Origin of the sequence: Actinoplanes sp. NPDC051346 (assembly GCF_040682215.1) — a bacterium.
GTDB lineage: Bacteria > Actinomycetota > Actinomycetes > Mycobacteriales > Micromonosporaceae > Actinoplanes.
Window position 1 is genome coordinate 799948 of record NZ_JBFBAJ010000002.1, and the last position, 21980, is coordinate 821927.

General features: G+C 68.9%; 16 protein-coding genes and 1 pseudogene. 8 read left to right on the forward strand and 9 right to left on the reverse strand.

The window, feature by feature from the left end; all coding sequences use genetic code 11:
- Positions 1–29: 29 nt before the first annotated feature.
- Genes AB0M36_RS07825 through AB0M36_RS07840 form a run of 4 tightly spaced genes read right to left on the reverse strand, consistent with a single transcriptional unit; the run spans position 30 to position 4342 of the window.
- Positions 30–1061, reverse strand: coding sequence for an ornithine cyclodeaminase (locus AB0M36_RS07825; protein ID WP_364154003.1), 1032 nt, complete (start codon positions 1059–1061; stop codon positions 30–32).
- Positions 1058–2101, reverse strand: coding sequence for a pyridoxal-phosphate dependent enzyme (locus tag AB0M36_RS07830; protein WP_364154006.1), 1044 nt, complete (start codon positions 2099–2101; stop codon positions 1058–1060). The genes AB0M36_RS07825 and AB0M36_RS07830 overlap by 4 nt, the downstream gene beginning before the upstream one ends.
- A 6-nt stretch (positions 2102–2107) precedes the next feature.
- On the reverse strand, positions 2108–3049 hold the full coding sequence (locus AB0M36_RS07835; protein WP_364154009.1) for an ornithine carbamoyltransferase: 942 nt from the start codon (positions 3047–3049) through the stop codon (positions 2108–2110).
- A gap of 42 nt (positions 3050–3091) precedes the next feature.
- Positions 3092–4342: a helix-turn-helix domain-containing protein gene (locus AB0M36_RS07840; RefSeq protein WP_364154012.1), complete on the reverse strand. Its 1251-nt coding sequence runs from the start codon at positions 4340–4342 to the stop codon at positions 3092–3094.
- Positions 4343–4709: 367 nt separating this feature from the next.
- Here AB0M36_RS07840 and AB0M36_RS07845 point away from each other — a divergent pair, with 367 nt between their 5' ends.
- Complete coding sequence (locus tag AB0M36_RS07845) at positions 4710–6002, forward strand: glycosyltransferase family 2 protein (RefSeq protein ID WP_364154015.1); 1293 nt, start codon at positions 4710–4712, stop codon at positions 6000–6002.
- Between the two features lie 94 nt (positions 6003–6096).
- On the opposite strand, the gene AB0M36_RS07850 is transcribed toward AB0M36_RS07845, so the two are convergent.
- The 3 genes from AB0M36_RS07850 to AB0M36_RS07860 form a co-directional block, all read right to left on the reverse strand.
- Positions 6097–7071 (reverse strand): ParB/RepB/Spo0J family partition protein, encoded by a 975-nt coding sequence (locus tag AB0M36_RS07850; RefSeq protein WP_364154017.1) that lies wholly within the window; start codon positions 7069–7071, stop codon positions 6097–6099.
- 934 nt (positions 7072–8005) lie between these two features.
- Positions 8006–8404 (reverse strand): peptidase inhibitor family I36 protein, encoded by a 399-nt coding sequence (locus AB0M36_RS07855; RefSeq protein WP_364154020.1) that lies wholly within the window; start codon positions 8402–8404, stop codon positions 8006–8008.
- A gap of 463 nt (positions 8405–8867) precedes the next feature.
- Positions 8868–9524: a hypothetical protein gene (locus AB0M36_RS07860; RefSeq protein WP_364154023.1), complete on the reverse strand. Its 657-nt coding sequence runs from the start codon at positions 9522–9524 to the stop codon at positions 8868–8870.
- Between the two features lie 415 nt (positions 9525–9939).
- On the opposite strand from AB0M36_RS07860, the gene AB0M36_RS07865 reads away from it, so the two are divergent.
- Positions 9940–11700 (forward strand): hypothetical protein, encoded by a 1761-nt coding sequence (locus AB0M36_RS07865; protein WP_364154026.1) that lies wholly within the window; start codon positions 9940–9942, stop codon positions 11698–11700.
- A gap of 140 nt (positions 11701–11840) precedes the next feature.
- On the opposite strand, the gene AB0M36_RS07870 is transcribed toward AB0M36_RS07865, so the two are convergent.
- Complete coding sequence (locus AB0M36_RS07870) at positions 11841–12818, reverse strand: hypothetical protein (protein ID WP_364154029.1); 978 nt, start codon at positions 12816–12818, stop codon at positions 11841–11843.
- 504 nt (positions 12819–13322) lie between these two features.
- Here AB0M36_RS07870 and AB0M36_RS07875 point away from each other — a divergent pair.
- From AB0M36_RS07875 to AB0M36_RS07895, 5 genes are all read left to right on the forward strand, one after another.
- The gene (locus AB0M36_RS07875) at positions 13323–14516 is read left to right on the forward strand and encodes a hypothetical protein (RefSeq protein WP_364154032.1); all 1194 of its coding nucleotides are present in this window, start codon (positions 13323–13325) and stop codon (positions 14514–14516) included.
- Between the two features lie 80 nt (positions 14517–14596).
- Positions 14597–15085 (forward strand): sulfite exporter TauE/SafE family protein, encoded by a 489-nt coding sequence (locus tag AB0M36_RS07880; protein WP_364154034.1) that lies wholly within the window; start codon positions 14597–14599, stop codon positions 15083–15085.
- A 545-nt stretch (positions 15086–15630) separates the two neighbouring features.
- Positions 15631–16941, forward strand: a complete 1311-nt coding sequence (nhaA, locus tag AB0M36_RS07885) for a Na+/H+ antiporter NhaA (RefSeq protein WP_364154037.1) — start codon at positions 15631–15633, stop codon at positions 16939–16941.
- A gap of 146 nt (positions 16942–17087) precedes the next feature.
- The gene (locus tag AB0M36_RS07890) at positions 17088–17978 is read left to right on the forward strand and encodes an ABC transporter ATP-binding protein (RefSeq protein WP_364154040.1); all 891 of its coding nucleotides are present in this window, start codon (positions 17088–17090) and stop codon (positions 17976–17978) included.
- Entirely contained in the window at positions 17975–19570 is a 1596-nt protein-coding gene (locus tag AB0M36_RS07895) for a hypothetical protein (RefSeq protein ID WP_364154043.1), read from the forward strand. Before AB0M36_RS07890 ends, AB0M36_RS07895 begins: the two co-directional genes overlap by 4 nt.
- A gap of 306 nt (positions 19571–19876) precedes the next feature.
- On the opposite strand, the gene AB0M36_RS07900 is transcribed toward AB0M36_RS07895, so the two are convergent.
- Positions 19877–20146 carry a hypothetical protein gene (locus AB0M36_RS07900; protein ID WP_364154046.1) on the reverse strand — a complete coding sequence of 90 codons (270 nt, stop codon included), beginning with the start codon at positions 20144–20146 and terminating at the stop codon, positions 19877–19879.
- 283 nt (positions 20147–20429) lie between these two features.
- Between AB0M36_RS07900 and AB0M36_RS07905 the strand changes: the two are divergent.
- Positions 20430–21880: pseudogene (locus AB0M36_RS07905) on the forward strand (PepSY-associated TM helix domain-containing protein).
- Positions 21881–21980: the final 100 nt, after the last annotated feature.

Sequence of the window (21980 nt, forward strand, 5' to 3'; positions counted from 1 at the left end):
CCCCTCGCTCGGTCGTCGCGTCGGGGGCCTCAGACCGGCAACCGCAGACCGGCGCCCACCGCACGGGCCCGGTGCAGGACCTCCTCGGCGATGACGATGTCAAGGATGCCCATGCCGAACGGGTTGCTGAGGATGATCTGCGCGTCGTCGGTACGTCCGCGGTGGCGGCCCACCAATATGTCGCCGAGACTTCCGTCGACGACACGGGCACCGCCCGCGGACGCCGCCGTACCGGGCGCCGCCGCCGTACCGGCACGGTACATGCGTCCCAGCAGCCGTCGGTCGTCGGCCGCCACCAGGTTCCAGTCGTCGACGAGAACCAGGTCGGCCCGTTCCACCACGTCGGGGAACACATCGTCCAGCGACACGTGCGCCACCAGCGCGCCGGGGGACAGCCAGGCGTACGGCAGGTAGGAAGCGGTCGTGGTGGTCGCCGTGACCACGATTTGCGCCGCCCGGACCGCGGCCTGGGCGTTGTCCGCCTCGGAGACGGTGAACCCGTCCGCCCGGAGCCGGTCGCCGAGCTCTCGAACCCGTTGCGCGTGCAGGTCGAAGAGGGTGAACTCGGCCGCGGGCCACTCGGCGGCCAGCGCCCGGACATGTTCCTCGCCCAGTGCCCCCGCGCCGATGACCGCCATCCGCGTCGGGGCGGCAACGGCTAGTACCCGCGCGCTGGCCACCGTGTAGGCGGCGGTACGCATCGCGCTGATGTGGGCAGCCTCCATGAGGCCGACCGGATGCGCCCGGTCGGGGTCGAACACCAGCGTCAGGCCCTGGGCCCGAGGCAGTCCCCGATCCGGATTGCCGAGACAACTATTGATGATCTTGATGCCCAGCGCCGGACGATCGAGCCGGGCCGCGCCGGGCAGCGCCAGGCTACGGGCGAACGATCCGTCTCCGGCGTACCACGGCAGATAGGCCTCCTCCGGTAGCGTCGTCGCGCCCTCGCTGTGCGCCTTCAGTACCCGGGTGACTAGCCCGACGACATCGAGCTCCCGGCAGAGCGCGACCACCTCCGAGCGGGGCAGGTAACACAGATCAGTCTCGGTACGAGCGTTCATGACGTCTCCTCGCACAGGGTGAAGTTCATCCCGTCGGTGGCCGCGCGCTCCTCGGCGGCGCGTACCTGGGCGCTGACGCCGCGCTCGGCGAGCCACTCGTCCGCGTACACCGTCTGCAGATAGCGGTCTTCACCGTCGGGGCTGATCAGCACGGGCAGTCTGGGGCGCAGTCCGTCGGAGACTGCCCGTACGAGGCCGGCGAGAACGGCGCCGCTGGACGCGCCGAGGCCCAGACCGGTGCGCTGCCGGAACAGCCGGCACATCGCGATCGCCTCCACATCGGTCACCCGGATCACGTCGGTGTAGTGCGACGAGCCGGCCAGGACGGAGCGACGGCTGGCACCGATCCCGCTGAGCAAATGCGGATGCCCAGTGCCGCCGACCGCCATCGAACCGGCCACGTCGACGGCGTAGACCTGTACAGCCGGGACTTGCTCGCGCAGGCCGTCGCCGACCCCGGCCAGAGTCCCTCCGGTGCTCACCGCCGCGAACAGCGTGTCGACCCTGCCCTCGGTCTGCCGCAGCAACTCGGGTGCGGTGTACGACTGGTGCACCGCCGCCGCCGCGGTGTTGTGATACTGGTCCGTCCACCGCAGCGCCGGGTCCGCCCGAAGCATCCCGCGGATGGTCTTGAGCCGGTTCAGCAGATAGCCGCCGTGCACGTCGTGCGTGTCCACCATGACGATCTCGGCGTGGTTCTGCACCATGCGGTGTCGCAGCTCCGGCGGCGTTTTGGGGTCCACGACCGCGATGAAGCGCCATCCACCCCGGTCGGCGATGTCGGCCAGCGCCACGCCGAGGTTGCCCGACGACGACTCGATCACCACGTCGGCGGTGGTGAGAGGGCGAGCGCGGTGCAGAGCGTCAAGCAGAGCGAGCGCGGTGCGGAACTTGATCGAGCCGGTGGGGTTGTGCATCTCCAGCTTGAGCCAGAAGGCCTGTTGCCTGCCGGCGATCTCGACGCGGACCTTTTGCAGCGGGGTGTTGGTGTGCGCCAGGCTGAGCAGAGCTTCCGGTAGGCCACTTCTCTCCAGCAACATCGCCGCTCACCGCACCCCGCGGACGGCCCACTCCAGCACAGCCATGGCGCTGTGCAGCTTATGTCTCGCCTGCACGAAGGCGATGCTCCGCTCGCCGTCGAGCACCTCGGCGTCCACCTCTTCACCTCGGTGTGCCGGCAGGTCATGCATGAACACCGCGTCCGGCATGCCCTTGAGCATCGCGGCGGTCACCCGGAACGGCTCGAAGACCCCACGCCAATCCGGATCGGGTTTGGTGGTGCCGGTGGTCTGCCACCGGGTGGTGTACAGGATGTCGGCGTTCGCGGGCAGTGCGGTGGCGTCGTGCCGTTCCTCGATCACAGCGCCGGTAAGTGCCGCTTGCCGCCGGGCCGCCGCGATCGTTGCCGCGGGTACGCCGTATCCGGGCGGTGTGCGCAGGTGGAGAACGGACCCGGGCAGCTTGGCGAGGGCCAGCGCGAGCGCGGCGGCGGTGTTGTTGCCCTCACCGAGGTAGCAGACCCGAAGCCCGTCGAGGCTGCCGCGGACGGTCAGCATCGTCGACAAGTCGGCGATCGCCTGGGTGGGATGTTCGTCGCTGGTCATGGCGTTGATAACCGACATGGAGTCCTGTGCGGCGATGGTGCGCAGTTCGAGGGGGTCACCCGCGGTGCGCGCGACCAGAGCATCCAGCATCGAGGACAGCACCTTCCCGGTGTCGGCGATCGACTCGCCCGTGGTCAGCTGTAGATCGTTCGGGCCGAAAGAGATCACCTGGGCGCCCAGCCGGTGGGCGGCCACGGTGAACGCGGTTCGGGTACGCGTCGAGGTCTTGCGGAAGTAGATACCGGCTACGGCGCCGGCGAGTGGTCCCACCCCGGCAGGCCGTTCGTGGGTGGCGTGGTACGTCGACCGGTGCACCAGCCCGGTCAGCTCCTCAGCGGTCAGGTCGGCCAGGGACAAGAGATGGCGGCGAGCGGTCGGAGTCACTGGAGCCGAGCCTCCATCGGTCGCTGGGAAGACATGGACGATCTACCGGGACAACTCGGGCTGTGGCGTGGAATCAGCACGAAGGACCTCTCGTACGTAGGGCAGCAGTCGGTATTCGTGGAGGCGGTCGGTGAACGCGGTGAGAAGGCCGCTGTCCACGAGATCGGAGAACAGGCACATCGTCGACGCCGGGTCTTCACCGGCCGGGGTGTCACCGGCCGCCAGGACGTCGTCGATCCCGAAGCGGGTGGGCGGCAGGTCGGCGAGGCGCCTCAGCAGCCCCCGGTTCTGGTCGGTGAGCAGTGCGATGCTCCAGCGGATGCTGGCGGCGAGCGAGCGCTGGTGCGGCAACAGCGAATGGTCACTGGTCCGCAGCATCCCGAGGGTGGGTCCGGCGGCGAGCAGTGAACGGATCGGAATGGTGCGCAGGCGCTCGGCGCAGAACTCGATCACGCGGGGGAGCCCAGCGGCGCGGCGGCACAGCTCGATGACCGCGGGCAGCTCGCCGGCGACGTTCGCGGCGGCCACGGGGTGGGCGCTGGCGCAGCGCAGCAGCAGTTCCACGGCGGGTCCCCTGGCCGGGTCGTCGCCGTCCAGCGCATCGACGGCGAGCGGGCGGATCTCCCGGCTCATCCCCAGGCGCCCGGCGAGGGGGCGGCGGCTGGTTATCAGAATGTGCAGGGACGGGTACCGGCTCACCAATTCCTTGGCGGCCGCCGCTGTCGCCGCGGGCAGATGCTCGGCGTTGTCCAGGATCAGCAGGGCGTGTCGGTCCATGCGGGGCAGAGCGGCGTCGACCCCTGCGTCGAACATGGGCCACACCTGGTCGACGACCGCGGCGATCGATGCGGCGCTTCCCGAGGATTCCGCCGGCAGGCCGCCGAGTTCCACCACGGCGACCCCGTCGCGAAACGACGCCCCGACCTCGGCGGCCACGCCGAGGGCGACCCTGGTCTTACCGACCCCGCCCGGGCCGAAGAACGTGGTGATCCGGCTGGTCAGCAGAGTCCGGGCCAGATCCTCCAGCTCGGTGCTCAAACCGACGACGGAGTGCTGGGGCGGTGGTAATCCGCGCCACCGGCGCGGCTCCGCGGGGGAGTCGAAGCGTCGTTCCGTGCCGTTCAAATCGAGTGCCCGCAGGAGCAGGTAGACCGACGAACGCCGGGGACTGCCCACTCGGCCAAGTTCGACGTTGCGGATGGTACGAACGCTGAGGCCGCACCGCTCGGCTAGTTCCTCCTGAGTCCAGCCTCGTATCCGCCGGAGTGTGGCAAGGCTGTTTCCAAGTTCCATTGTTCTCCCTGCTCGGCCGGCGGCGTACGAGTCGGACCGACGTGGAAGTCGGATTTTCCGGCGCTGGCGAATGGGCGTGGGATCGTGTGGGTAATGATGTGCCGGCGGGAGGGTAACAGGCAGTTGATGTCTACTGCAGCTCTGTGCAACTGGGAGATCTTCGCAGTTGCACAGAGGTTTAGCCGCAGGTCGAGCGGCTTTACTTGGATCGGCGCCGAGATGCCTGTGGCGTTTCGGCCATCGGCAAATAACTTGCCGGTTGGCAAATCTTGACGGTAAAAAATGTCGGTCGATACGATTCCGTCTTCGCCAGCCGATATCTGACCTGATATCCGCCGCGCGATCCCGTCAAGGGAAAGGAATATTCTTGAATCTCTCCGTAGTCATTCCCGTGCGCAATCAGCCGGCATGTCTGCGCTGGACGCTGGAGTCGCTGATCCGGCAGACCCTCGACGCCGCCGAGTTCGAGGTCATCGTGGTCGACGACGGATCGACCGACCACACCGCCTCGGTGGCGCGGTCCTTCACCGGGCGGCTGCCGGTCACAGTGGTCGTCAACGAGGTGAACCGCGGCCGTGCGTACACCCGCAACAGGGGTGCGGCGCTGGCCCGCGGTGAGCAGCTCCTCTTCCTCGACGCCGACTCGTATTCGCCACCGGACCTGCTGGCGGGTCATCGCCGTCGGTTCGCCGAGCGTTCCGACGACGTGGTCATCGGTCGGCGCATCGAGACGGGCTGGTGGAACTTCGCCCGCCTCAGCCGGGGCGAGCCGATCACCGAACCGTTGTCATTCGAGGAGGACCAGCGCGACTGCCGGGGACTGACTGATTCCGGCAACGACTTCTACGCCCGTACCCCGTGGCTGTATCTGTGCACCCACAACACCTCCCTGCCGGCCGGACTCTTCGCCGAACTCGGCGGTTTTGACGAGGCGTTGGTCGGCTGGGGATACGAGGACAATGAATTCGCCTACCGGGCGTTTCGGCACTTCGACCGGCAACCGGGACACTTCCGGTACGCTCCCGAGCTCGTCTGCTACCACTTGCCCCACTTCCGCGACTGGCACCGGGAGTGGGCCGGCACCGAGGCGGTGCTGGCTTATATCAAGGAAAAGCACCGGCATTTCGACGTCGAACTGCTGGAGCATCCCCCGAACCATTTGCGGGTAGCGCAGACCCTGCCGTACTACGAGCGAGCGATCGCCTATCTGGGGCAGCGGTATGACCATGCGGCGGCCAAAGTCGTCTCCGACCTGATCCCGGCTTCCGGAGAGGACCTCTGGATCGGCTGCGGTATCGACTCGGTGCGCGACTCCGGGCACCGACGTGTCGTGTTCGACCATGGCCTGCCGCACGGCGACGACAACCTGCACCTGCTGGGGACCTTCCTCCCGTACCCGGACGGGTCCTTGTCCACCGTCGTCGGGATGGACCTATGGCGTGTGCTCAATCCGGTGGACCTGTCGCGCTTCGCGATGGAGAGCCTGCGGGTTGCCGGCACCCTTCTCCTGGCGATGTCCAGAAACGTCGTGGGCGACAACGAACGACGGATCGGCCTGGTCGCAGATGCCGACTATGTCCGCGACATGCTCGCACCCCGCTGGCCCACGGCCGTCATCCACGACGACGATGCGGTGACCGTCTTGCGAGTCGGGACGTGACGCACGCGCCGGCCTTGCGAAGCGGCGATTGTGCGATCGATCGGCCCTGCGGCGCTGGGCTCGCCCAGGGTCCCGCCACCTCGCGTCAGCCTGGTCACAGCGCCCGCACCTGCCTGTGACCCTCCACCATGTCGGCCAGACTGGCCCAGCGGCTGGCCGCGCTGCGAGCCAGCCGTGCCAGCCCCGGCAGGCAGTGCGGAGGCAGCGCTTCGAGCACGCCTTCGTCGACGCCCGTCCCGAACTCGTGGTGCAGCAGCCGCAGAAGCCGCCGGCCGGCGTCGGTGTAGCGCAGCGAAGGGTCACGGCTGAGGTTCGCCAGCAGATCCTCGTCGTGGACGACGGTGGCGAGCACCGGCTCCTGCCGCGCCGCCGGGACGGCCGGGACACCGGGACTGTCCCCGAGCCGGTGGTTGACGGGCTGGGACGGGCTGGTCCGCTCTCGGACCTTGCGCACCGTGTTCGGCGAGACGCCGACGGCGCGGGCGACCTCGCGCAACGACGCCTCGGGCCGGCGCGCCAGCATCTCGCTGACCGCTTGGTGGTGCGTACCCGGACGGCTCGGACGGACCCGCCCGTCCTGACCGGTGCGTTGCGGCGCGACCGCCAGCCCGAGCCGTCGGCGCAGGGCGCCGATCGTCTTGCCGGACAGGCCGGTAACCCGGCCGAGAAACCGGTCCGACCAGTCGGGAAACATGGTGATCATGCGACCCGCGGCGGCCTGCCGGTCGGCCAGAGACAGCGGCAGGCCGTGGTTGACGTTCGACACCACGCTACGGACGTACGCGGAGTGGTCGTCGTCGTCGACGAGCCGGGCAGCGATGCTGGCGTCACCATTGAACTGGGCGGCACGCAGCCGGTGTAAGCCGTCGATCACGCGCATGGAGCCGCGTTGGACGACAATCGGCGGAAGCTCACTGAGAATCTCCGCCAAGGTGCGAGCATGATCATCATTCACACCGTCAAGTCGCGGTGAGTCGGTGATGACGAGCATCGTCACTGGCAGCATGGCGACGGGTGAACCGTCGTCGATCTCTCTAAGGATCTTGGATACGGCGCTGGAACGGCTCATGGACGTCTTTCTCCCCGTTGTACTTCGGCTTCTCACGGTGCCGTACCGGTTGCTGACGCGCGCGCCGACTCAGCAACCGGCAAGGGCGGCCGGGCATTGGTGAAGTTGATCCATCGAACCATGAGCCATGGATCATGCCAAGGTATTACGGGCGTAGTGTCGGGCTTCTTGCCGACGTGCCGGATGCCGTTTTGAATGTGCGCCGACGGGTGTGCGTGCAGAGGTTTCCATCGCTGGCGACAGGGCGCGCAGAGCCTCGCTCGATGCGTCCCCCGCCGAAATGCCGACGGCCGCGCACCCGTAATGTCCTCGCCTGAAGAATCGCGCGGAATGCCGCCTGACGTCCGCAGTCGCCTCGTTACGGTCTTGGTTTATTGACAGTCTGTCAAGCCGGCCGACCGGGTCCCTCGACGGTAGCAACCGCCGCGGAGCGGCCCATTCGATCATTGAAGTCCCTGCTCAGATCGGATCGTCATGGGTCGCTGCCGCGCCTGTTCCGGAACAGAAATCATCCGATTGGAGCCGAAGTCCGGCGTATGGCCGGCGCGGTTCCGCAACACCGGGTCCGGACGTCCCCGCGGGTGTGGACACCGGGAGACCGGATCTCGAGGTCGGGCGCTGGCTGGCCCCCGGGCCCTGTTTGTCGAACCTGGTGGCCATGGCTCGGCGTCGTTCGAGGCGGCTGGTGCCGCCCTTGACGGCGTGACGTTGCCGGTAGATCAGGGGCGAAGGCGGGTAGGTGCCCGCCGCGAGAGCCTGTGGCCAGACGACGGGCATCCTGCGGTCTTGCTCGGGAGAGCCCGGGCGATGGTGGAGTCCACGCTGACCCTGTCGATCAACTGCCGAACCGCCTCGTTACCGCTAAAGTGGCCACGAGGTCTCCGGTATTCGGGTCCGTCTTCGTCGATGAACCCTTTACCGGAGACCTTTTCGTCTAGTAGACGAAGATGCTGTTCGAGGCGAAATCGATGGTGCTGTAGGAACCACCCGGCATCAGCTGGTAGGGCGTCGACGTGCAGTCTGGAGTGCGGTAGAGCCGGGCGATCTGGTTACCGGTATTGCGGGCGGACTTGCCCCGTCCATCGCCCCAACCATGACTGGTCAGATTGACGCAGATTCCCGTAGCGGGGTCGGCGGCCTGAACCGTGAATCGATCACCCCCGTAGCCGGCCTGGCTCCACAGGCAGACCGTGCGGACAAAGGAGCAGGTCGCGGTGGCCGCGGCGGCGGGTCTCGGCATGCCGGCCACTGCCCCGACGGCACTCAGCAGCAGCGTAAGCCCTGCCGAGTGCAGCCGTCGGAAGCGTGCGGTCGAACGCGTATTCTTGGTCACTTGCCGTCTTCTTTCACTGGGCGATGATTAACAGAATTCTCGCGGGACCGGACCACTATCATCGAGACCTATTCCGACCTCAGCACAGCTGATTGGACGCCGCCCGTGGCGGTCTGCAGAAATTCGACCATCGACGGTTGGTCCCGGAGGTTGGATCATTACAGCTTATGCATGTTGAGCCGTCAATGTGTCAACGCGCTCGCGCTTTAGCGGGACAACGGTTCCAGGGTTATGTGAGTGCTTGTCGGGCGTAGTGGCTGGTTTTGGCGGTGGCCAAGGCCAGCAGCACGCCGCCATGTCCACCACCCGAGTTCTGCGGGAACGGGTACGTCGTGGCGGATGGCGGCGCAGTCCGTCTCGTGTCGGCGGGCAGGGGCGCCCCGCCACGCGGTCACCATCGAGGAACAGGGACACCGCCCGTGATCAGCTGCGCGAACAATTCGGCGGCCTCGCGGTTCCAGAGTCAGCCGAAGGTGCCAGGCGGCTCGTCTTCGTCAACTGGTTCCGGGCTGACTATTGATGGGGGCACCGAGCCATTCACGGGTGGCCTGCTGCTTGAAGGGAGCGAGGGTGGGGTCGGCGGGGGTGGTTCGACCTCCGGCGGACTCGACGGCTCGACGATCACCGGTGGAACCGATGACGGCGCCGGAGCGGCGGATGAGCTGGCGATTGTGCCCCGGATCCAGACTTGCAGGCTGCTATCGACGATCCGCAGCGCGGCGCTGCCGCAGGGCACGAGTGAGCCCGACCCCACCTTCCGGAAGGTGATCGCCAGGCTGCGGGTACCTGCCACAGCGCCGGCGGCGTAGCGGCCGGCGTACGCGTCGTCTTCATCGACCGTGTAGGTGCCGACGGCCGCAAGCGGGGTGAACGCCACGGTGAGGATGCCGGTCTGCGAAGAGCAGGACACTGCGGAGAGGCCCCGGCCGCGGTGGGTGGCGTTGCTCAGGATGGCCCAGCGGCGCGTCTTGAGGTCGTAGTAGACGGCCCCGTACCGGTCTTCCACGGTGGCGGTTGACGTGATCTCCTGGTTAGGCTGGTAACGGATGGCCGCGAGGGCGCCCGGTACGGCAACGGTGACCATGCCTGCGGCGAGTAACAGGGCTTTACTGGATCTCATGGCACCTCTCCGGATTGGCTCGCCGCAGATTGAGCGGGGGTAGTTGGCGCCATGCGACGCATTTGTCCGGCACAACCGCCACGACAGTCCGCTGGCAACTGCACAGCACCCGGGAATGACGATTTGGCCCCTGCATTGCCGACCGAAGGCATGACGCGGTCAAGCATTTGGCGGGAATATACGACCGATGGGCTATGACGTATCGCCTTTCAACGACCACGCTCTGCCGCTGTCCGGGCGCGCCGGCTGTCGTACCAGGTGACGCGCCGTGTGTTCCCTTTCGGCTCGCCGATGTGAACTCTTGCCGAGATGCGGATGCCTGATCACGTTGCGCGCCGGGATGGTGGTGAGCGATGATCAGGTTCATGACGTTCGGAAAGGGCGCCTCGCGCCTCGCAGAGTGAACGGCCCAGCGTTGGTGTTGCCTCTGGGCGACTGGGGCTGGTTGGAAGCGAGCATCGTCTCGGGCGACGTCCTGGTCCCCGGTAGCGATGTGCGGTCACACATCTTCCACTGGGTCGAGGCCGATCGGGACGGGCTGCTTACCCGCCGCCTGTTGACCTTCACCACCGATCCCCGTCTCTCGGCGCGGCGGACGATTTTCGAGTTACTTCACCAGTTGAGCTTCCAGATCTCTGACTGGCCTCTGGTGGCAGACGCCGCCGAGCTGGCGCTGAGAGACGTCGATCCGCAGGTGCGACGGACCGCGGCGACGTTGCTGGTGAACACCGCCGAACCTGATCGCGCCATAGCGGCGTTGAACGCCTCGTCCGATCCGGTTGCCCGGATCGCCCTGGTGGATGCTCTGATCCGACCCCCGGCGTCGTGGCATCGAGCCGTCCTGGAACGCCTGCGCTCGGATTCCGTCCCGGCCATCCGGCTGTTGGCCACCATCGCGGTCTTCAGCAGAGACGACCCGGCGGCCTGGCCGACGCTGGACGCCGCGGTCCACGCCGATCTCGAAGCCTGCGTCGGTGTCCTCGACGCGCCAGGATCTCCTCTGCTGACCGCGGGTGAGCGCTGGGCGGGGGTGTTGACCGGCCTCGACCGGGAGGAGGAGTGCTGCTCCTGGGTGCAACGGCTGGTGGACCCGGCCGAGAGCCCGCAGATCCGGCGCGAAGGCGTACGGATGGCGGTCGCGGCGATGCGTCAGTGGCGCGCCGCGCCCGGCCGGTTGACGCCGATGCTGACCGCTTTGCTGAGGGAGGAGCCTTCCGAGCTACGGTCCGCGGCGCTGCGCGCGGTGGCGGCGTCGTTGACGGCGTCCCGGCTGGCCTCCGACGGACTCGCGACCGTGCTGGACGACGCTGAGCTCGGCGCGGTGGCGGCCACCGCGCTGGGCAGCGTCGGCGACCACCGAGCGGTGCCGCATCTGGTCCGGCTGATGCTCGCGGGCGGCGACGAACCCCGCCTGGCTGAGGCGTTCCGGGCGGTTGCCCGAGCGGGCGCCGATCCGCAGGCGCCGGTGGCCGCCGCCCGACAAGTCTTAGCCGCGCTGCCGGATTCGTGCGCGCCGGGCCTGCCGATGCGGGTGCTGGCCGCGTTCGGTCCGGCCGCAGCCGCCGCGGTGCCGGAGCTCATCGCCCGGCTCGAAGGGGCCGAGAACGACACTCCGGACTGCGCGATCTACGTCCTGGGACGGATCGGCCCGGCCGCCGCTGCCGCGGTCCCGCTCCTGCGGCAGTACCCGACGCAAGGCGCCACGCTCGCCCTTCTCCGAATCACGTCGGACCGGGCCGTCGCCGACCAGTACCTCGCCGAACGGCCAGAGGAGTTTCGCCGCGGAGGCATCGCACCGACGCTGCTGACCTGGCTCGCCGAGCACGGCGGGCTCACCGTCCGCCAACACAAACAGCTGCGGAGCCTGTTCCGGCAGCCCGGATTCGGGCAGCTGGAAACGGCCGGCGCACTGTGGATCAACGAAGGCCCGGCGGCAGCCGATGAACTACTCGAGGCACTCCCGCAGTACCTGTCCGACGACCTGTACGGACGCAAAGCGCTACCGGTCTTGGCCGCCATGGGCTCGCACGCACGGCCGATCCTCGACCGGCTGGATCGGTTCGCCGCCTCCCGGCACCGGCTCCGGGTGAACATCGGCGACGACGACGCCGAGATGCGCGCCGATGAGATGATGCTTGCCGCCACCATCGCAGCCCGCAAACAGATCGCCGGATGAATCCTAAGAGGACTTCACGTCGTGTGGTCGTCCCATTCTGTTTAGGTGGGTCTCGTCAAGGTCCGGAACCGGTCCGGAGGTGCGGAACATCGACGGATGTGCGGTCGCTGGTGCGTCCGGCGCTGCTGGTATCGGCCGTTTTACTGATCGAAGAGCAGAGACGTCAGTTCCGCCGTGCCCTGGCGCATGACGCCGGAGCCGGTGCCGCCTTCGATCAGCACCCGGCGGCAGCCGTCGGCTTCCACGTAGATCAGCCCGGCGGGCAGGTGCAGCACGGCGAAGCGGCTGCTCGGCGTGGTGCATGCGGAGGCCACACCAGCGCCCGTCAACACGCGCTTAACCGCAGCCCATCGCCCCGCGGTGAGCCTGCCACCCGACTGGAACGTACCGGCGGGCTTCCCGCTGCCCTGCTCGCTCGGGGGAACCCGATAGACGCAGACGCCCACCTGCGTCTCGTCGGCCGGAAGGGGACCAGGGGTGTTGTCCTGATGGCCGCCTGACTGACCTGCCACCCACACCATGTCCGCCCATGCCTGGCTGCACCCGCTGGCCGCGGCCTTGTCCGACTCAATTTCGCGCAGCACGCGCGTGGTGACGCGTTTGGTCCGCAGCTGTTCGTACGCGGTCCGGAACTCGTGACGTGGCTTGCGGCAAGCGTCGATCGGAACACCGGGACGCACCCACCTACCCTTCCCATCCAGGAGCGCGAGCCACGGAACGAACGGCAAATCCAGGGTGCAAGCGCCCTCTGTCGGCTTATCGTCCGGCAGTCGCAGGGCGTTCACCAGTGCCGTCACGTCATCCGCCCGGTCCTCCACAGCGACCAGGTCCAAGCCGCCGCTCGGCCGCTGTTGCGGCCCGGCCCGGCAGACGACCGCGGCCACCGGCTCGAACCCCTCGTCCATGCGAGGCAGCGCCAGTGCATCCTGGCCGCCATCGCCGTCAGAACCGTCCGCCGGGGTGGCAGCGGCGCATGACTCCCAGCGTGAGTGAACGGTCAGCGCCCCCGAGGACCGCTGCGACCCCACCGGACCATCACCCACTACCGTGCCGGCGCAGCCGCTGGCGGCCAGCACCAACGCAAGGCCGATAACCAATGTCGCTGCCCGGCCGGCCATAGTCGCTCCCGATGTCGTTGCGGTCCGTCCCCGATAACGCGGAAACAATGACTGCCGCCACGTGTTCACCCCCGGCGTAGCGGCATGCGTCCGTCGACGGCCTCGCCGGCGCGCCACACGGTAGCCCACAGCTCCCTGTTTACGCAGCTCACCGGCTTGCGCCAGCGCCATGAAAGCGGGTCCAGCCCAGTTGGGTACCGATTACCCGACGTGGGCGCATTCATCTGCTGCCGTCCGTGCGCGCCGAGCAACGCTGGCGTCACACCCCGCGAGTGGAGTCCTGCCGCCTGAGTAGCCAGATCCGCCGAGGAGCGGACGTTCAGCGTGGGGCTCGGCAAGCCGGCATCCTCAAGCTGCGTGGCACCGGCGCGGGAGGACTGTTCTGGCTCACCGGGGGCCAGCGCAAGGAGAACAATCTTCGGTTCGTTCAGGTACGCGCCCCCGAGCGCGGAGAGCTGCACCGGCTTCGGAGCGGCCTGGCTGGGACGTTGGTATCTTGCCGCGATGCAACCCGATGACCTTCGGCAGTCCGCGACCGAGTATGCGCGTGGTGAGGTGGCCCGCGGCCTGATGACGTGCGGGATGATCGTGTCCGGCACGGCGGAGTACCTGCACGGTGAGGGTGAGCCCGCCGACCTGTACGCGCTGGCCTGGGAGATCGTGCCGCGCGAGTTCGCCGCGCACCTCGATGCCCAGGCGGGGTGGCCTGCGCGGACCGACAGCGACCGGCTCACGGACGCGTTCCGCGCGCTCGACATGGCGGGGATCGTCGCCCGGGAGGATTTCGCCTGCTGTCAGTCATGCGGGCACAGCGAGATCCGCGACGAGGTCGGTAAAGGGACGCCGGCTCGCGGATACGTCTTCTACCACGGACAGGACGCCGAACGGGCCGCTCAGGGCGGGAGCCTGTGGCTGGCGTACGGCTCCTTCGACAAGCAGATCGGTGACGCGCAGGTCGGCGAGGAGGTCGTGGCCGCCCTGCGCGCAGAAGGCTTGGAGGTGGACTGGAGCGGCGACGCCGCCCAGCGCATTCACGTCCGGCTGCGCTGGGCGAAACGCCGGTACGGCCGGATGGCCGCCTTCCCGGTGGGCGCTGAGCCCGGCCCTACCGTGGAAGTGCAGTTCGTTCCTGACCGGCACATGGTCTTTCCGCCGATGTCGGTGGGGGCGCTCGCCGCGATCGAGCTGCCCTGGCTGCCCGACGATACGAGCGTGCGGGTCGACGACGGTGAACGGACCGTGACGATCCGGCGGGAGAGGCACCGTCTGATCAGCGACGATGGCCGGGAGGCGGGCCGCTTCGAGGGTTTGCGGCTTCTCGGCGCGGAAGACGAAGGTGCGGAAGACGAAGGTGAGGTGCCCGGCGAGACGGGGTTGATCGAGGTCACCTACCAGTGCATGCCGACCGGCCCGCAGCAGATCGCCGGACGGCCGATGAGCTTGCCTGAGATACTCGCCGTCGTGCGGCGGCTGCCCACCCGGACGGACTCGTGGCTGTCAGCCATGCACGAAGCCGGCATCGTGCAGATGCGCTGGGAGAACGGAAAGCTGTGGCTGGAGTCGCCGTTCGTGGCCGAGTCCGCCTCGGTCGGCAAGCACGCCAGCCTCGACGAGGCCGAACGAATGCTCACGATCCTGGCCACCGAGAACCGCAACGCGATCCGCGAACTGGACGGCGTGACCACCAGGTCCTGGTGATGACCGGATCTGACCCGCTCGAGCACGCATTCCACCGACTGTGACACGATCGCAGCAACGTCGCGTCTTGGGCCACCCGGATGCGTTCCTCCACCCTCTACAGCGTGCTGGCCGTGCTGCTCGTGCTCATCGCTGCCGCACTGATCGCCAACCACGTCGGCACCCTGCACCACGTCGACATGCCCACCGCCGCGACCCTCATAGCCGGAGTTGCCACCGGGTTCTTCATCGGCGTTGTCGCCGCGATCATGGGCGTCGCCGGCGGTGAGCTGCTCATTCCGACGATCGTGCTGCTCTTCGGCGTCGACATCAAAGTCGCCGGTAGTCTCTCGCTCGCCGTGTCGCTACCCACCATGCTGGTCGCGTTCGCCCGCTACAGCCGCGACGGCAGCTTTACCGTGCTGCAGCGCCACGCCCGCCTCGGCATCGTCCTCGCGCTCGGCTCCATCGCCGGAACCGTGCTCGGCGGGTTGCTGCTCGGCGTCGTTCCCGAGGCCATCCTCATACCCGGACTGGCCCTCCTTCTCGTCCTGTCGTCGGTCAAGGTTTGGCGCCACGCGACCATCTGAGACGCCCCACTGACGGTGGTCCGAATTTCACGGACGACGAGAACGGCCGAGAAGCCGTGGCGTCCGATTCGCAGACACGTGGCCCCAACACTTACCGACAAGACCAGAGGCTCAACCCGCGCAACACGCTGATGGCCCCACCGAACGGCGGGGCCGTCAGCAGACGACTTCGGTCCTCGACCTACCGACCGGGGCACCCCAGTTCTCGCGCCGAGGATCGTGCCCAGTTTCGAGATCAATGACAAGTCCGGGAGGGTGTGGGTCGGCAAGAAGAGGTTCTGACAACTAATGACAAGCCGCCATGGAGGTTCGGGAGTAGGAAGTTGCCGCCTCAAATTGCTGCCCCTGTGGCAAGGCACGACGGAGCCTACGGTCGCAGTTCTACTTCCGCCAGGCCAGTCGCCGGTCAAGAAGGAGTGCCCCGGCATCAGCTACCACGCACGTCATTAACCGGGTGGGTCGTTGGTGCTGGGTTAGGGTGGGGTCAGGTGCGCCGGGAAGTCTGGTCGGCAGTGGCTGGCCCGACTCCGAAAGTGAGCACCGAAGTGACTGACGGTTCCCGCACGTCCCTGTTCCGGCGTGGTTCGTGGCTGGAGGCGCGGCGCATCGCGGCGGTGCTGCGTCAGGAGACCATCGGCGGTGCGTTGCTGCTGGCGGCGGCGGTGGCGGCGCTGGTGTGGGCGAATTCGCCGTGGGCGTCGGGGTATGAGGCGCTGCGGGATTTCAAGGTCGGGCCAGCGGCCTGGCACTTGGATTTGAGTTTGGCGACGTGGGCCGCCGACGGGCTGCTGGCGATCTTCTTCTTCGTGGCGGGACTGGAACTCAAGCGCGAGTTCGTCGCCGGAGACCTCCGCGACCCGCGACGAGCGGCCGTCCCGGTCGCCGCCGCCGTCGGAGGAGTGATCGTCCCGGCGTTGATCTACACGGCGCTCAACCTCGGCACCGGCGACGGCGCTTTACGCGGCTGGGCCATCCCGACCGCCACCGACATCGCCTTCGCGCTCGCTGTCTTGGCCGTGGTCGGCCGGCACCTGCCCGCGGCGCTGCGCACGTTCCTGCTGACCCTGGCCGTGGTGGATGACCTGATCGCCATTTTGATCATCGCGGTGTTCTATACGGCGCAGTTGTCGGTGCTGCCTCTGCTGGGGATGTTGCTGCCGCTGGCCGTGTTCGGCGTGTTGGTGCAGCGGCGGGTCCGTTCCTGGTGGTTGTTGCTGCCGCTGGCCGCCGCGACGTGGGTGTTGATGCACGCCTCCGGCGTGCACGCCACCGTCGCGGGCGTGTTGCTGGCGTTTACCGTGCCGGTCGTGCGTAGTGAGAAGTCGGGTGGTCCGGACGCCGGGCCGGGATTGGCCGAGCATTTCGAGCACCGGTTCCGGCCGTTGTCGTCCGGCTTTGCTGTGCCGGTGTTCGCGCTGTTGTCCGCTGGGGTGACCATCGGTGGGTTCAGCGGCCTCGGCGCATCTCTCACCGACTCGGTGGCGGTTGGCATCATGGCCGGTCTGGTCGTGGGTAAGACCATCGGGATCACCGCGGCGACGTGGCTGGTGGCCCGGTTCACCCGCGCCAACCTCGACGAGGGACTGTCCTGGGCCGACGTCATCGGCCTAGCCATGCTCGGCGGTCTCGGCTTCACCGTCTCCCTGCTCATCGGCGAGCTCGCGTTCGGCACCGGCAGTCCCCGCGAGGACCATGTCAAGGTCGCCGTGCTGACCGGCTCCCTGCTGGCCGCGCTGCTGGCCAGCATCGTGCTGCGCCTGCGCAACGCGGTGTACCGGCGTATCCACGCCGCCGAGAGCGTCGACGCCGACCGCGACGGCATCCCCGACGTGTACGAAGCCGACCGCGACCGCTGAACGCTTCGCGTCCGTGTCCTTGCCCAGCCGGGATCGCGGGCAGGAATGTCTTCCGCGCGGTGGCGGTCGGGAGTACGGTCAGCTCAGGTGCGCCGGGAAGTCTGGTCGGCAGTTCTATCCGTGCTGTCCGTTCCTGGAGGCTGGCGATGGGCGTTGCCGCGGTGCGCACCGAAAACTTGTCCAAGCGATACGGGCGCCTGTGCGCCGTCGACGACCTCACCCTGCACGTAGCCGCGGGCGAGGTATTCGGCTTCCTGGGCCCGAACGGCGCCGGGAAGTCGACCACGATCCGGTTACTGCTCGGCCTGGCCCGACCCACCACCGGCCGGGCGTGGATCTTCGACACCGACGCCGCGGATGTTGGCGTCGCGCACCGCCGGTTGGCTTATGTGCCAGCGGATGTGGCGCTGTGGCCGCGGATGACCGGCGCTGAGGTCCTCGACCTGCTCGCCCGTGTCGGCCCCGGCATCGACGCGGCCTACCGCGACGAACTTGTGGAACGGTTCGCGCTGGACGTGTCCAAGCCAGCCGGTACGTACTCCACCGGCAACCGGCAGAAGGTGGCCCTGGTCGCGGCGTTCGCCACCCGGGCGCCGCTGCTGGTGCTCGACGAGCCGACCAGCGGCCTGGATCCGCTGATGGAACTCGAGTTCCGGCGCGCGGTTACCGCCGCGCGCGACAACGGGCAGACCGTGTTCCTCTCCTCCCACCAGCTCGCCGAGGTTGAGGCCGTCTGCGACCGCGTCGCTATCCTGCGCGCTGGCACGCTGATCGAGGTGGCATCGGTGGCGGCGCTGCGCCGGCTGCACCGCACCGAGGTGACCGCCACCTTCGCCGGCACGCCACCGGACCTGTCCGGCGTCGCGGGCGTCGCCGGGTACCACCCTGACGGCGCGGCCAGCGTGCGGTTCACCCTGAACGGCTCGCCCGCGGCGGCGTTGCGCGCGCTCGCCGACGCTGACGCGGTGGCGATCGCGGTCCGTGAGCCCAGCCTGGAGGAGATCTTCCTCGCCTACTACGGCCAGGACGCCCGATGAGCGCCACCACCACCGAGGCGGTCCCGGGCCGCGTGCTGGCCGCGCTCGCGGCGCGGCAGATCGTCCGGGGCGCGCTGGTCGTCACCGCCATCTGCGCCGGCATGTCCGCGCTGGTCGTGGCCATGTACTCTGCCCAGGCGCTGGACCCGACCGCACTCGTAGCGCTGGCGCGCAACCCGGCGATCCGTACCCTGTTCGGCGAACCCGTCGCGCTGGATGAGGCGGGCGGCTTCACCGTGTGGCGTACCGGCGCCGTCCTGACTGTCCTCCTCGGCGTGTGGTCGAGCCTGGCCGCCACCAGGATCACCCGCGGCGAGGAGGACGCCGGCCGCTGGCACCTGCTGCTGTCCGGCCGCACCACCCTCACCGACACCGTCCGCCGTCACCTCGAAGTCCTCGCGGTCGTCCCGCTCGTGGCCGGCGCGGCGACCGCTGCCGCGATGATCGCCGCCGGCGCGGGTGTCACCGGATCGCTGCTGCACGGCGCCGGCCTGGCCATGGCCGGGTTCTTCTTCGTCGCCGTCGGTGGGCTCACCGCGCAACTGTTTCCCGGCCGGTCGGCCGCCAACGGCGCCGCAGCCGCCGTGCTGGTTCTCGGCCTGCTCACCCGGATGGTCGGCGACGGCGTGCCCGCTCTGGCATGGCTGCGCTGGCTGTCGCCGTTCGGGCTGGTGGCATTGATCCGAGCGTTCGACACCAACCGAGTGCTTCCCGTGGCGGTACTCGCATGCGCCGCGGTGATCCTGCTGGCGTTAACCGGCCGGCTCGCCGCCCGCCGCGACGTCGGCGACGCCGTCCTCGCCACCGCCGGTGGCCGCCCGGCACGCACGACCCTGCTCGGCTCTGTCCATGCCTTCGCCGCACGGCGCACCCTGCGGCCACTCGCCGGATGGGTGGCCGGCATCGCCGCATACTTCCTGCTCATCGGACTGATCGCCCGCTCCATGACCGACTTCCTCACCACCAACCCGCAGTTCGCGAAGTCGGCAGCCCAAGCCGGCTTTGCGCTCGGCACGGTCGAGGGCTACGTGGCCACCCTGTTCGCGTTGCTCGCCGTCGCGGTCGGAGTGTTCGTCGCCGTGCTGCTCGCGGCCGTCGCTGCCGATGAGAACGCCCGGCGGCTGACGCTGCTGTTCGCGGCCCCGGTCACCCGCGTACGGCTGTTGGCCGCCGAGGCCGTCGCCGCCAGCGGCGCCGCCCTCATCCTCGTCACCGTGGCAGCCGTCGCCGTCTGGGCCGGCACGACCACGGTCGGCGCCGGTCTTACGCTCGTCGACGCCCTCGCCGGCGCGTTCAACGTCGTACCGGTCGTGCTGCTCTGCCTCGGCGCCGCCGTCCTGGCCCTCGGCTGGACCCCGCGCGCCGTCGCAGGCATCGGTGCCCTGCCCGCCGCAGGCGGTTTCCTGTGGCAGGTCATCGCCGACAGCATCAACGCACCCTCCTGGATCGGCGCACTGTCACCGTTCGCGCACCTCGATGGGGTCCCGGCCACCGCCCCCAACCTGCCCGCAGCGGCGGTCATGACCGCGGTAGCCGCCGCATGTGTGACGATCGGCGCGGCCGGCTACCACCGCCGCGATCTGCAAGCCTGAGAGCCCGTCACCAGCGCCGTGTTAACGCCGCCCCCACCGTTGTCGCGGTGCGACGCTAGTACCGAACACTTCCCTCAGGGCGGACCGCGTCCAACACGCTCACCTCGCCGGCGACTAGGTAAAGGTCGGCTCGGCCGGCAGCGCACCCGCGGACACGATCAACTCCCACCGTCGAAGCCATGCCGAGGTCGGTATCGATTCCACCGTCCAGATCCCAAGAAGCTCGAGTGGTTCGGGCCGGGTGGGGGTCGCGGCGTACCAGGTACAGGGAAGCGCCGGTCAGGGCGAGCGCGAGGACGGACAGGCTCAGGTGCAGCCACGGGTGAGGATCGGCAGGAAGCCGATCACGGCCACGGGTAGCTGCACGAGAGTGACCAGTGCGGCGAGCCGCCAGCGGCGGCGCCCGCGCCAGAGCAGGGCGGTCCAGATCGGGGCGGTGGCGACGGCGAGGGTGAGGCCGTCGAGGACCGCGTGCAGGGTGCTGTTGTGTACGGCGTTGTGCGCGAACGCCTGCGCGGGCGCGGCGATCCAGAGGGTAGCGAGGACAAGGGCGGCGAGGGCGGTGGCGCGACGCATGGTGACCTCCCAGAGTTTCGGAACCATAACGGTTCGTGCCACCGGTACGGATCGGTGAGCAGGTCGTAAAGGGCACAACCCAGACGATCTCCCTGTCGGACCCGCTACGGCAGATTTCTGGGTACTGAAGCCCGGTAGCCGAACGACTAAGGCCGTGAACTGCGCCATCGAAGCGGCGCCGCTCACGACGCCGCAACCGGTCACGACCCGGCGCGTCGATCACATCCGGCTGACGGCGCAACCCCCTTGCGTCGCCCGCCGCCCCCCACGACGAGGACAACCGATGGCCGTAACCCCCGAGGTCACCACCCTCATATCCACCGCCGAGCCGGCACGTGCCGCTCGGCAGCCGTCCGCGTTCGGCGCGCTGTTGCTGCGGCTGCACTTCTACGCGGGGATCCTCGTCGCGCCGTTCCTGCTGGTGGCGGCGCTGACCGGACTGGCGTACGTGTTCGCGCCGCAGATGGAACGTGTCGTCTACGCCGACGAGTTGGTGGTCGCGGACCCGGGCGGGCAGACGGTTCCGGTGGCGCAGCAGATCGCCGCGGCTCGGGCCACGCACCCCGAGGGCGCGTTGCTCTCGGTGCGGCCCGGTGACGGCGAGGCCACCACTCAGATCGACTTCTCCTCGCCCGAGCTGGACGAGGAGCACCAGCACACCGTGTACGTGAACCCTTACACGGCCAAGGTGACCGGCCAGCTGACCACCTGGTTCGCGACAACCCGTTCACCACCTGGCTGGACGATCTGCACCGCAACCTGCACCTGGGTGACCTCGGGCGGCACTACTCGGAATTCGCGGCGAGCTGGCTGTGGGTGATCACCCTCGGTGGGCTGATCCTGTGGTGGCGGCGCCTGCGCGGCAACCGCACCGCCCGCAGGCTGCTGACCCCGGACCTGTCCGCGAAGAAGGGCGTCCGGCGCACGCGTGGCTGGCACGCCGCCACCGGCGTGTGGCTGACTGTCGGCCTGCTCCTGCTGTCCGCGACCGGTCTGACCTGGTCGCGTTACGCCGGCGGCAACTTCAGCATCGCGGTCGACGCGCTCAAGGGCAGCCGCCCCGCGGTGTCCACCTCCCTGGACGAGTCCGCCGCCGCGCCGGCCGCGGGCGGGCATCACGGCGGTGCCGCAGGCCCGGTCACCGAGACGGTGGATCCCGTCGTGGTCGACTCGGTGCTGAAGGTGGCCCGCGACAACGGCATCACCGGGCCGGTGGCCGTCACCGTGCCCGCCGACGACAGCACCGCGTGGACCGTGCAGCAGAACCGCAGCCAGTGGCCCGTCGGCCGGGACAGCGTCGCGGTTGACGCCGCGACTGGCAAGGTCGTCGACCACGTCAGGTTCGCCGACTGGCCGGTGATGGCCAAGCTCACCCAGTGGGGCATCTACGCCCACATGGGCAGCCTGTTCGGCCTGACCAACCAGATCCTGCTCGCCGCGCTCGCCGTGGGCCTGATCTGCGTCATCGTGTGGGGCTACCGGATGTGGTGGCAGCGGCGCCCGACCCGCGCCGACCGGCGCTCGCTGGTCGGTGCCGCGCCGGCACGGGGTGCCTGGCAGGGGCTGCCCGCCTGGGGCATCGCCGTCGGCGTGCCCGTCGTGTTCGCCATCGGCTGGGCGTTGCCGATGTTGGGCATCCCTCTCGCGGCGTTCCTGGTCGTCGACGCCGTCATCGGCGGCCTGCGCAAGCGCCGGCAGGCGGACACGCCGGTTTCGCCGGCCCCGGCCGGCTGACGACCCGCCGCCCGTCTACCGCCCTCGGTAGGCGGGCGGCCACCGTCGTCCGCCCGCGGATGATGAGACGCCGAGTCCCGAGGATCGACGCGTCGCCTCC